Annotated in this window: 9 protein-coding genes; 3 read left to right on the top strand and 6 right to left on the bottom strand. The window is 31.7% G+C overall.

Annotation, left to right across the window (positions count from 1 at the left end):
* Window positions 1-105 precede the first annotated feature (105 nt).
* The 3 genes from Q1A73_RS09135 to Q1A73_RS09125 all read left to right on the top strand — a co-directional run bounded on the left by Q1A73_RS09135 (window position 106) and on the right by Q1A73_RS09125 (window position 6,473).
* Window positions 106-480 (top strand): hypothetical protein, encoded by a 375-nt coding sequence (locus Q1A73_RS09135; protein WP_299604445.1) that lies wholly within the window; start codon window positions 106-108, stop codon window positions 478-480.
* Between the two features lie 210 nt (window positions 481-690).
* On the top strand, window positions 691-6,219 hold the full coding sequence (locus Q1A73_RS09130; protein ID WP_299604443.1) for an MG2 domain-containing protein: 5,529 nt from the start codon (window positions 691-693) through the stop codon (window positions 6,217-6,219).
* A gap of 11 nt (window positions 6,220-6,230) precedes the next feature.
* Window positions 6,231-6,473 (top strand): hypothetical protein, encoded by a 243-nt coding sequence (locus tag Q1A73_RS09125; protein ID WP_299604441.1) that lies wholly within the window; start codon window positions 6,231-6,233, stop codon window positions 6,471-6,473.
* A gap of 73 nt (window positions 6,474-6,546) precedes the next feature.
* Here the strand turns inward: Q1A73_RS09125 and Q1A73_RS09120 are convergent, their stop codons facing one another.
* The 6 genes from Q1A73_RS09120 to Q1A73_RS09095 all read right to left on the bottom strand — a co-directional run bounded on the left by Q1A73_RS09120 (window position 6,547) and on the right by Q1A73_RS09095 (window position 12,702).
* Entirely contained in the window at window positions 6,547-8,070 is a 1,524-nt protein-coding gene (locus Q1A73_RS09120; protein ID WP_299604439.1) for a CocE/NonD family hydrolase, read from the bottom strand.
* A 64-nt stretch (window positions 8,071-8,134) separates the two neighbouring features.
* Window positions 8,135-8,902 carry a hypothetical protein gene (locus Q1A73_RS09115; RefSeq protein WP_299604437.1) on the bottom strand — a complete coding sequence of 256 codons (768 nt, stop codon included), beginning with the start codon at window positions 8,900-8,902 and terminating at the stop codon, window positions 8,135-8,137.
* 180 nt (window positions 8,903-9,082) lie between these two features.
* Window positions 9,083-9,670 carry a hypothetical protein gene (locus tag Q1A73_RS09110; protein ID WP_299604435.1) on the bottom strand — a complete coding sequence of 196 codons (588 nt, stop codon included), beginning with the start codon at window positions 9,668-9,670 and terminating at the stop codon, window positions 9,083-9,085.
* Window positions 9,671-9,733: 63 nt separating this feature from the next.
* A complete protein-coding gene (locus Q1A73_RS09105) occupies window positions 9,734-10,591 on the bottom strand; it encodes an AraC family transcriptional regulator (RefSeq protein ID WP_299604433.1) in 858 nt (285 codons plus the stop codon).
* Between the two features lie 134 nt (window positions 10,592-10,725).
* On the bottom strand, window positions 10,726-11,289 hold the full coding sequence (locus Q1A73_RS09100; protein ID WP_299604431.1) for a hypothetical protein: 564 nt from the start codon (window positions 11,287-11,289) through the stop codon (window positions 10,726-10,728).
* Window positions 11,290-11,337: 48 nt separating this feature from the next.
* On the bottom strand, window positions 11,338-12,702 hold the full coding sequence (locus Q1A73_RS09095; protein WP_299604429.1) for a hypothetical protein: 1,365 nt from the start codon (window positions 12,700-12,702) through the stop codon (window positions 11,338-11,340).
* Window positions 12,703-12,806: the final 104 nt, after the last annotated feature.

Raw genomic sequence — 12,806 nt, 5'->3', positions numbered from 1 at the left:
TTCAGGATGGTTTTAATACAATGTTAAAAATTTATAAAATACGTTAAAACCATAAATTTAACATTTTTTTAAGACATAAAAACTAGTTAGACCTGTTTTAGTACTATGAGAAAAATGTTAGTAGTGCTATTTGTGTTAGGTTTAATGCAAAGTGTACAAGCACAGTTTATAGAGGTTTTAGATACTAATGAAAATCTAAAAACAGATGTTAAGAGTGATTTTGTATGGATTCAGACTAATGAGATTAATCAGGTAATGAAGGGTATCGAAGTTGCTGGAATTAAAGAGAATGAAATCAAACAACGATTAAAAAGTAAACCGATCTCCTTAATTATGTATTGGCGATATGATTTAGTTTCCGATGATAGGTTAGATAAGAATCAATTAGCGGGTGTTGATTCCTACACTTCTGAGTATGAAATGACTGATTTAGGAAAAAAATTAGTTACACTAGGTCTCATTAATACTATTATTGAATAGAAGGAATTTAATAAATTTAGGTGTAAACGATATTTAAAAGTCTGGTTACTACCAGACTTTTTTTGTTCTTTAAGGTAACAAAAGTTAGCATTATTGTACTAAAGGTTAGGTAGCATATGTTTTTTTGTAAGCTCATGAATTACAGTTTGATTCTTATAGAGTACATAAAAATTTATCTTACTTTTATACAAACAACTTAAACCTTTAGATATGCGTCTTTCTCGTATTTTATCACTCTCCTTATTATTAATTTTTGTTTTTTCTTGTAAAAAGAAAGATGCTAAATCCATGGCAGAGGCAAATGCTTCTGAACTTAATAAATATCAAGAATATATTTCTGATTTATCAACAGGAGTTATTTCTGTGCTAGATAATGTCTATGTGGTGCTTCAAACACCAGTAGAAGGTTGGGATGATAATCAGGAGCTTTCTGATAAAGTGTTATCGGTTTCTCCAAAAGTAAAAGGAAGAGTATTCGTAGTGAATAATCAAACAATAGCTTTTCAGCCAGAGGAAGGTTTTAAAGAAGATACGGAGTATACTTTTACTCTACATCTAGAAGATTTAGTTAAAGATTTAAATGATGATTTGGATGATGAGTTCGTTTTTAGTGTTAAAACTTTAAAACAGCAATTTTCGATAATTACAGACAATCTTCAATCCTATAGCAAAGATTGGCAATATTTAAATGGTACTCTTACTGCTAGTGATTTAATGAAGCTTGAAACTGCAAAAGAATTAATCAAAGCATCTCAAAAGGGAAAGGATGTGCCGATTAAATTTGGAGAATCACTAGATAAAAGTCGTCAGTTTAGTTTTAAAATAGATAGTATTCAACGTTTCGATAATGATTCGGAAGTAGAGATAAAATGGTCTGGGAAACCTTATGATATAGATACCGAAGGAGAAGATGTATTACAAGTACCAGGTAAAAATAACTTTTCGGTAATTAGTGTTTCTGTTTCCAATTTTAACGGACAATATGTAGAGGTGAATTTTTCAGATCCGTTGAAGAAAAATCAAAATTTTGATGGTCTGGTCACAATTTCAGGAGCCAAAGATGTAAAATATACTGTGCAAGGACAGAATTTAAAGGTATACCCAAAACAAGAGTTAAAAGGAACTTCGCAGGTTACCATTTTTGAAGGAATAAAAAGTATTGACGGTTATAAATTGAAGCAAACATATTCGGAAAGTATTTCTTTTCAACAACCAAAACCTGAAATACGATTATTACAAAGCGGAGTAATTCTCCCTACTTCGGAAAATTTGAAATTTAATTTTGAAGCAATAAACCTAAGAGCAGTTGAAGTACAGGTGGTGAAGGTTTTTGAGAATAATGTTCTTCAATTTTTACAAAATAATAATCTTGATGGATCGAGTAACTTAAGAAGAGTAGCGAGACCTATCGCTAAAAAACTAATCAATCTACAAGAAAATGCATCACTAAATCTGAGTAAATGGAATGCTTTTGCAATCGATCTAAACGAACTTATTTCTCCAGATCCAGGTTCTATTTACCGAGTTGAGTTAAATTATAGAAAAGCATATTCATTGTACAAATGTGATGGCGCTGCCATAGATGACACTCCGCTAGAAGAATTAGCAGATAATTATGATACCGAAGAAGAATCTAGTTTCTGGGATAGTTCTCAATATTACTATGATGATTATTACGATTATGATTGGAATGAGAGAGATAATCCTTGTAGTAATTCTTTTTATAGAAATAAAAAGGTAGCAGCTAATGTATTGGCCACTAATTTGGGAGTAGTGGTTAAAAAAGGGTTAAATAATTCTTATTCGGTAATCGTAAATGATATTATGACTACTAACCCTGTATCAAATGCAAAAGTTACTTTTTACAATTACCAACAACAAGAAATAGGAGTAGCCACTACGGACGCAGAAGGAATGACTGGTTTTGATGCTGATAAACCAGCCTTTTTTGCAATTATTTCCTCAGGGAAACAACAAACCTATGTAAAACTTAATGACGGAAATGCATTATCCGTAAGTAAATTTGATGTTGCTGGAGTAAGATTACAAAGAGGAATAAAGGGCTATATTTACGGAGAGCGAGGAGTTTGGCGTCCTGGAGATACATTGTTTTTATCCTTTATGCTTAATGATAATGCGAATAAATTACCTAAAGGACATCCAGTTAAGTTCGAATTGAAAGATCCATATGGAAAGGTTGTGCATCAAGAAACAAAAACAGAAGGAATAGGTAATTTTTATAATTTCGAGGTAACCACTTCTCAAGAAGCACCAACCGGTAACTGGCAAGCAAAAGTAAATGTAGGAGGAGCGAGCTTTTCAAAATCTTTGAAAATTGAAACGATAAAACCCAATCGTTTAAAGATAAAGACAAGCTTTGATGATGAGATTCTAGGAGTAAATAAAAGTATTAATGGGAATCTTGAAGTTTTATGGCTTCATGGTGCGGTTGCTAAGAATTTACAAACTGATGTAAACGTTCGTTTTAATGCTAAAAAGACTAGTTTTAAAACTTTTCCTGGATTTATTTTCGACGACCCATCTCGAAGATTTGGGACAGATGAGCAGGAAGTATTTACGGGGAAACTTTCCTCGGAAGGAAAAGCAAGTTTTTCCATAAAACCTAAATTAGAAAACAAAGCAGCAGGAATGCTAAAAGCTTCATTTATTACGAAAGTATATGAAAATGGAGGAGATTTTAGTACCGATGTGATTTCCAAGGATTTTTCTCCATATGATACCTATATTGGATTAAATGTTCCCAAAGGCGATAAAGCGAGAGGAATGTTACTAACGGATACCCAGCATAATTTTGAGGTAGTTTCTGTAGATAAAAACGGAAAACCCAAATCGGTAAAAGATCTGGAAGTGTACGTTTATAAAGTGAGTTGGAGATGGTGGTGGGATACATCCGAGGATAATCTTTCTTCTTATAACAGAAGTTCCTATAGAAATGAAATATTTAAGACAAAAGTTTCTACAAACAGTAAAGGTCAAGCCAACTTTAATTTTGAAATAAAACATCCAGAATGGGGAAGATATTTAGTAAGAGTAGTGGATCCTAATGGAGGGCATGCAACTGGGAAAACAATTTATGTAGATTGGCCAGGCTGGGCTGGAAGAGCTAATAAGAATGATCCGTCGGCGGCTACGATGCTTATGTTTTCTTCAGATAAGAAAACTTATGATGTTGGAGAAACAGCAACTATTACATTTCCATCAAGTGATGGAGGAAGAGCTTTAGTAACCGTAGAAAATGGCACCGAGGTATTAACATCTATGTGGGTCACTCCTCAAAAAGGAGAAACAAAGTTCGAATTGCCAATAGAAGATTTATATACTCCGAATGTTTATATTCATATTACGTTACTACAATCACACAATTCTACAGCTAATGATTTACCTATTCGTTTATATGGTGTTATACCGATTTCTGTGGAAAATCCAGCAACCAGAATTAAACCTGTAGTAAAAATGCCTGATGTCTTGCGACCAGAAGAAACCATAAATGTAAAGATTAGCGAAAAAGAAGGAAAGGCTATGACATATTCAATAGCTATTGTAGATGAAGGGCTACTTGATCTTACTCGATTTAAAACTCCAAATCCATGGAATACTTTTTATGCCCGAGAAGCACTAGGTGTAAAAACTTGGGATGTTTATGACGACGTTATCGGAGCTTATGGTGGAAGTATTAATCAAATTTTTAGTATTGGTGGTGATGCCGAAGCAGGAGGAGGAAAAGCCAAAAAAGCAAATCGTTTTAAACCAATGGTGGTCTATAAAGGACCTTTTGAATTGGAAAAAGGAGAAACCAAATCCCATTCGATTAAGATTCCTAAGTATATCGGTTCCGTAAGAACGATGATCGTAGCATCAGATGCAGAAAATGCTGCATACGGAAATACAGAAAAAACTACACCTGTTAGAAAACCATTAATGGTGTTAACATCGATTCCTAGAAAAATTACTCCAGGTGAGAAAGTAACGATTCCCGTTACTGTTTTTGCCATGGAGAATAAAGTTAAGAATGTAAATGTTACGCTAAAACCAAATAAAGGATTTACTGTTACAGGCGAAACAACGAAGCAACTTTCATTCTCTCAACCAGATGAAAAAATGGTTTATTTTGATATCGAGGTACTGGAAGGAGCATCGATCACGGATATCGAGGTTGTAGCTAGTGGTAATGGTGAGAAAGCTTCTTATAGCATTCCTATTGATATAATGAACCCAAATCCGATGACTACAGAGATCACCTCTATAGTTCTGGAACCTAATAGCGAACAAGAGATTGATTTTGCTTCTTTTGGAGTAGATGGGAGTAATACAACTACTATAGAACTGTCCTCATTGCCTCCAATGAATTTTGAAGGAAGGTTAAAATATTTAATCCGCTATCCACATGGATGTGTTGAGCAAACGACTTCAGGAGCATTTCCTCAATTATATTTAAATGATGTGTTTACGCTGCCTTCCGATAAGAAAGCCAAGATACAGCGTCATATGGAAGCAGCTATTTACAGATTGAAGAGATTTATACAACCAAACGGCGGAATGTCATATTGGCCAGGTTATAGTAATGCAAATGACTGGGGAACAACTTATGCAGGACATTTTCTGTTAGAAGCTAATAAAAAAGGATATGTATTACCAATAGGATTTAAAAGCAATTGGATCAACTATCAGCAGCAACAGGCAAAACGTTGGAGAAGTGGAGGTAGTGATTTAGCGCAAGCATATAGACTTTATACTTTGGCATTAGCAGGTAGTCCAGATTTATCATCTATGAACAGATTAAGAGAAACTTCTAATCTTTCTAATAACGCTAAATTAAGGTTAGCGGCTGCATATGGATTGGTAGGACAGAAAACCGCAGCAGAAAAACTAATGAATACGGCAAATATTGATTTTCAGCCTAGAAAAGGTGGTTATTATTATACCTATGGTTCTACAAATCGAAATCGAGCGATGGCATTGGAAACATTGGTGTTATTAGATCAAAAAGTAAAAGCACAGAAGTTAGCAAAAGAACTTGCCAAAGAATTATCCTCTAAAACATGGATGAGTACGCAAACGACATCATATGCTTTAATGGCAATGGCAAAATATGCTGCGTATGTTGGAGGAAAGGGAATCGATGTAGAGTATTCGTTAAATGGAACCTCTAAGATGGCAAAAACTGATAAAACCCTGCAATCGTCAGGAGAGTTGGCCATTACAAAAGCTAATAAACTGAAGCTAAAAAACAATAAGGATAATACCATTTTTGTACAGCTAGCAACGAGTGGTATTTTACCAGTAGGACAGGAAAAAGTGATCCAAAGTAACTTTAAGGCAGTTGTTGATTATAAAAATAGAGATGGAAAAATAATTGATGTTACTCAGCTTACACAAGGAACTGATTTTGTAGCCGAAGTAACCATAACAAATACTTCGAGTAGTAAAGTGAAAGATATTGCTTTAACAGAGATCTTTCCGTCTGGTTGGGAAGTGGTAAATACGCGTTTTACTGATTTTGGTTCTTTTAGAACTAATAAAGTGACCCATACAGATATCCGCGATGATCGAGTGAATTTCTATTTTGATTTAAAACCGAGAGAAAGTAAAACAGTTACATTATTATTAAATGCATCCTATTTAGGAAATTACTACTTACCAGGAATCCAATGTGAGGCGATGTATGATAATGATTATTTGGTGCGTACAAAAGGGAAGTGGATACAAGTGGTGAAATAGAATCAAATTAGATGCAATACGTTGTAAGTAGAGCAAAGCTTCCGAAGGCAGAAGAGCTGAAAACTCTTTTTTTGCAAGCTAGTTGGGCAAAAGATAGAACCATTGAAAGCATCAAAAAATTATTGAAGCATACTAAAATATTTGTGGTAATTCGAAATGAAGATACGAATCAACTTATTAGATTTGAACGTGCAATTTCGGATGGAATCCCTAGAGCTTTATTAGATATTGAAAACTATACCATTACAATGTGAAAAATTAGAATGGATGTATCAAAGCAATTGGTGAAGTAGCTTGTTTTTGATATGAACAAAAAATAGAGGAACTCTACCGTTTCAATAATTTTATTTTGTTTGCGGCATTTTGATTTTGAGGATTTAGGACTAAAGATTTTTCGAAATTGATAATGGCATTTTTCTCATCTTTATGAAGTAAATATGCCTCTGCTAAACTATCATAAAGATTGGCAGAATTAGGATAAATATATAAAGCCAACAAAAACACCTGAATACCTTGCTCTATTTTGTTTGGATCAAAAGATAAGCGTAAGCCTAAGGTATTAAGCATTCCTTCTTCTAAAATGAGCGTTGGATGCTTCTTTTTTTCGGTTTGATATAATGGAATAAGGTCCTGAAAATTCTGATGCAAGGCCAAATCGTTAAAATCCTTATAAGTAAAGGTCTTTTTCAATCCATTTTTTGTTTTTAGAGAGACTAGTTTATTATCAGTTACTAGTAATTCTGTAAACCTGTTTTTACTACTCTTTTCTTTTAAATAGAAATTCAAAAATTGTAAAGTATATTGAGACAATAAACGATAAGATTTCATAATCTCAACATCGCTTTTATCTTGTCTTTTATCTCTATTGGCAAATAAAACTCCGAAAGAACTAAAATAAGAATGCGTTAAATCATGGAACTTAAAACTATGAGATTCACTATACAGTAATGAATCATATAGTTTAAACTGGTAATTCAATTCAGAAGGAATTTTATCACTAATCATTACTTCTTGAGGAATATCCTTTTGAGCAAAATGGATATATGGAATATCAAACCTTTTTATATCAAAATATGGTGATTTCTCTAATACCTTGTAATTATATCTTTCAGAACCATCTAAGCTTACCAATGCTTTTACATTAGAGTTTTTCATCGATGTGATTACATTAGATAAACCACCAAAACTATATCCCATTAGAGCAATCTTGTCTGTAGCGACGTTACCGAATTTATGAACTTCTTTTAGAATAAACTCCGTATCTCTAGATTGTGCTTCTGCAGCTCTAGGAGTTGCGCCTTCTAGTTCTTTAGTAATTGCTCCTCTTGATGGATTTGAAATAACTACATAACCATGACTTGCTAAATATTCGAATAAAGCAAAATTTTCAATAGAAGTAGCTTCATAACTAGAAGCATATACAATTACTGGAAATTTTTCTTTCAGCATTGGAGCATTATAGACTGCCTTTACCTTTTCGGAGAGATGCGCTTTATTTTGAGGAGTATTCCATAGATAATGAAACCAATCTAATAAGTACTCATCCGGTAAGTTTTTCCATTCTTCCTCTTCTTTTAAGATATGTAAATAGTCTAATACAGTTAGTTGTTTATCATTTTTTGTTTTAATGTTAGATGGATACCATATGCTTATTGGGATTGGTCGGTCTATTGATCGGTTATTAAACTCGTTTTTAATACGGTACGTTCTTGTACTATCAATTAAAGTATAGTGCTTAAAACCTACTTTGTAATCTCCATATGGAAGATTTATTTCTTCTAACGAAGTTTGGCAAAAAACGAATTGTATTTGGAGACATATAAGAATTAGTAAAGTACGTATTCGCATCATCTTAGAAATATAGGTTCTTTTCTAAAGATTCATGTGGTTAGTGTTTGTTACAGTTTTTTGATTTTTAATTAATTAAATAAAGGAATAATATTAAAATCAAAAATATTATTCCGAAAACTATTTTTAAAGGAAATTGTGCCACACCAAACGTAAAATTCATAATTTTTTCTAATCCTAAAGTTGCGTTTGAGATAGAGTTCGTGTAAATTTTTACGGCGTTAGGTTCATCATTTTGTTTGCTAAGCTCTTCCTTTAATTTGATTTCGTCGAATTTAATTGTATTAGAAACCAGTGTTAGAATTTTTTTAACGATTCGATTTACTATTCCTCCAACAAAGGGAACTTTATCTGATACTATTTTGGAAACCATGGGAATTGTAACGATATGAATAATTCCTTTAAAAAGTAATCCAAGAACATCTTTTCTATTATCTTTATTTACCTGATTATTTACTTGATTAATATCGGCCACTGCTGATTTCATAATATCTAGGGAATAACTAATTATGCCCCACATATCAGACTTCATCTTCCAAATAAGAAATAACAAGCCTATTAATAACCCTGAAATTAAAAATAAAATTAACCCGATGATTGTATAAATAACATACTCTATATGTACTAAATCAAGCACATAGAAACCAATAATGAAAAATAAGAGTGACAGTAAAATAGGGCGAATTACCCAATTGATTACATATTTTGGAAAAACTAAAAGTTCTACGAAATTTTCAACAACTTCTTCATTTCTATATTTTCTAACATCAATTCCTAATTCGTTTTTTATCTTGTTATCTAGTTTTTCAACATCCTTTTTAGTTCTAATTTTCATATTATGATTTGATTTTTGATTGATGATTCAATTGGCTTTTAGTTCGTACAATATAGACTATTATTTCCCAGTGTCTTTATGGTCTACAATGTTACGAAGATTTCTCTGGCTTTTTGAAAATAAAAAAAACCGATTACGTAAAGACATAACCGGTTGTATCAACTTATAACACATTATTTGTTATCTATAATTAGTATCATAATTAAGATTATTCGAAATTTCGGCAAACATTTCATCCGGAATATTCATAGCAAGTTGATTTGCAAAATTAGAAAGCACTTTTGCAGCTATATTGGTGATCACGTCTAATGCTTGCGGTTTCGTATATCCCGCATCAAAGAAGTTTTGTAAACTCGCATCACTCACTCTTCCTTTTTTGTTGTAAATATCCTTAGTAAACTCATGCAACACATTAAACTTTTCATTAGAAAGTTTTTGTTTGTTAATAATCTCATTAAGATCATCTGGGTTAGAATTGAATAATACTTCGCCAGCAAAAGTATGACCACCAGCACAATAAGCACAAGCATTTTCTACAGCAATTGTCATCTGTACGATATTGTTTTCTTCGGGTGATAGTGTGCCAAATTCTGCTAAATAATTCTGAGTATCTACATAAGATAATAATGTAGCCGGAGCGGATTCTAATAATCGTCCTAAATTAGGTACGGTATTAAATTTTTCTTGATACCAATTTATTCTTTGAGCAACTTCTGGTATTGGATTTTCATTTAATTCTAGACTAAAATCTCTTGCAGTTGTTTTCATTTTTATATGATTTATAATTACCATTACAAAAATGAAAAGAAGGTGTAATTTGATGTTTTATAATCAGTTCAATGATTTACTAAAATGGGTCATTTTATAATTCGTTGGAGAAACACCGTAAAAAGATTTAAAGGTTTTAGAGAAATGGGAAACATTAGCGAAACCACAATCATAAGCGATATCAGTGGCTCTTAGATCTGTAGTACCCAGTAATTGAATGGATTTTTCTAATTTTTTCTCTCTGAGATAAGAAGCAGGAGATGTTCTATAGATTTTTTTGAATTCTCTCTTAAAAGTAGAAAGACTTTTATTCGTTAAATGTGCTAATTGATCTAAGGTAATATTAGAAAAATGATGTGCTTCGATAACTTCTCTAAATGTATAAGAGGTAGGATGAAATAAATTAGAAAGTATGGAACGAATGGCTGGCGCATTTTTGGTTTGGTTTAGTAATAGAATAATTTCTTTAATCTTTAAGGTTAGGATTTCTTCATTTACCAAATTCGGATTCTCAAAATAAAACAGAATACTCTCAATATATTTCTTTACTAAAATATCACTTTGTAATTTAGACATTCCAATATCCGAAGGCTGTCGGTTTTTGAGAAAGTTAGGTAGCTTATTTTCATACACCTTTTGCAACACTTCTGGATGAAAGTGAACTGCTAGTGCTTGGTATTCTTCGGATGATTTAGAGGGCAACATATTACAAGAATAGTTCCCACATTTCATAAGAACAGACTCTTCTGAGTTAACTTTTAGCTTTTCAGTTTCGGAGATAGAATCATATTCTCCTTTGATTATATATAAAAAACAAGCCTCATCGTGCATGAGATTTGGTTTTTTATACGGTGGTTTTAGAATAACCGTTTCAAATACTATTTTCCCAAATAGATCAATCTTTTTATAATCGAGGATCATTTCTTTTTAAGTAAAGATAACTTTTAGAATGTTCAAAGTTTTGTATAATTAGGTCAATTTTTATTGTCAATTTAGATCAGATTTATAGAGTAAAGAATATGAACTAAGTTTTCTATTTCACTAATTAGTTTTATTTAAGAATTCAATTCTCGGTATTGACCATGATTAATGTTTGCAATTCTTTTTTCAAATTCATCAATGAGATTTTTATACAATGCTATTATTGGTTCTATAACTTGTGTCCAATCGTCAAATTCTAGATGATATTTGCAAACAATGCTCCAATAACCATCCAAACTACAAACAACTAAGGGACGAAAATCTTCTTTATTCGCAATTTCACTTAGAAGGTTTAAGGCATTATTAGTTTTTAAAAAATGAAGTACATTTTGGTTTTCAGATTTTAAAACGAATCTACTTTTTCTTCGTAAGAATAGATTCTTTAAATGAGAAATAGTGTCTATTTCAAAAGGGATTGGTTGTAGATCGTTAGATAATTTACAGCTTATAGTTCCAACATAATTAGTTCCTGTTTGATTAACGATCGTAAATTGATTGGATTTGTATTCAAATTTTATTTTAAAAATAACATTTGGACTTCTCGTTCCATCTCCAAACGATATGTCCTTATCATGGAGATACAATTTACCGTTTTCATTTTTAGCAATTTCCTTAAAGAATTCTATTAGCGTTTTCATATATCAGTAGTCTTATCCTACTAATAAGTACGAAAATTGTATAAATTGTTACTTTATTAGATCCAAAACCAAATCAATCTGATTTATATTATCATCAACTTTAGGGTATAATAGCAATGTGGATAGTATTTGAATACTATCAAACTGTTCATCTTTTGTTGGTCTCATTACTTTTATCCAACCACCATAAGTTCCGCCAGTATTTTCATAATTCTCTATTTCAAATTTGTTTAGAGCTAGTTGAGATTCCTTTAAGCTTTTGGTAGGAGTTAAAATAACATTTCTTATGTTGTTAGGAATTTTTGAGATAAAATCCTGTGTCTTTCCGAAATAAGTCGCATTTGGGATTAATGCTCTGAGTTGCAATTCAATTTCTAATTCTAACATGTGGTTCGGAAATAGATCTTTATAATGATGTATTGCTTCTTTTTTATGTTGTCTGTATATAGTTACTATTTTTTCATAATATAACTTTCTTAAAGAAGGTAGTTCTTGTTTGATAGGCTCGTTCAATAATGCATCTATGGATAATCGCTGTTTGCACAATGCAGGAAGGTAATTGTTTTGTAAGAACGTTTTTCTATTTATAAGCCTTTCGACTTTTTGTTTTGTTTGCTCGTTTTGATGGATGATTCCTTCATCAATACTATTTTTTCTTTCTTCTAAAGTTGGAATATATTTTTTAAACTGTGTTTCGGTGAGAATAGATTTCATGAATTCTCGATAAAGCTCTAGTTTCTCCCATTCATTGTAATATTCACCATATTTATCCTTTACAGGTTCGTTCTCTTCATAATAAAACATTTGTTTAGCTTGATTTCGATCTAGATCTAATGAGTTGGCGTAAGAATTCATAATTACATCAGTTCTCATATCCACAATTGCTTTATAATCATCTTCTTCGATTTGATTAAAGGTTGTGAGTTCTTCTGGAGTTAGAAATCCATGTAATATTTCATTAGCAACTTCTTTAAATCTATAATGATAAGGCTTTCTTGGTTGATTATCGGATATAATTTCTTCGTTTCTTTTTATTACTAATTCTTCTGTATCGTTAAGAAGTAACTTAAATTGATCATATCGATTTTCTGATAGATTAAGAGCTTTATATTTTTTTAAGTATCGTTGATTTTTATAAGTTTCAAAATCATTCTTATCTATATGTCGTTTTTGCTCTTCTACAATTTTTTTGAACCTTGTTTTTTGTGAACTGGTTAATCTTCTTGCTATAGCTAGCATATACTTTAAATTCGCTTTTTCATATTTATAATCAGGATCAATACTAAAAGTATATTCTTTAAGGAATAAATACGTCAGTTCATCGATATCTTCAACCTGATCTTTTGTTAATGATAGGATTTCGGTAAAATCATCTGTAAAAGTTCTAGTTTGGGTAATTTTTGGATGTGACATTTACTGTTTTTAGGTTTTAAGTCGGAAATTCTAAAGGTAAGTGTCTTTTTTTAACGGTTTGTTACCCCATTTTTTGGTTTTATTACACAATAAATGGAAGGAGG

This window comes from uncultured Aquimarina sp. (assembly GCF_947492115.1).
Taxonomy (GTDB): Bacteria; Bacteroidota; Bacteroidia; order Flavobacteriales; family Flavobacteriaceae; genus Aquimarina.
Note: the sequence above shows the minus strand (reverse complement) of the source record. Positions and strands in the feature narration are given on the sequence as shown.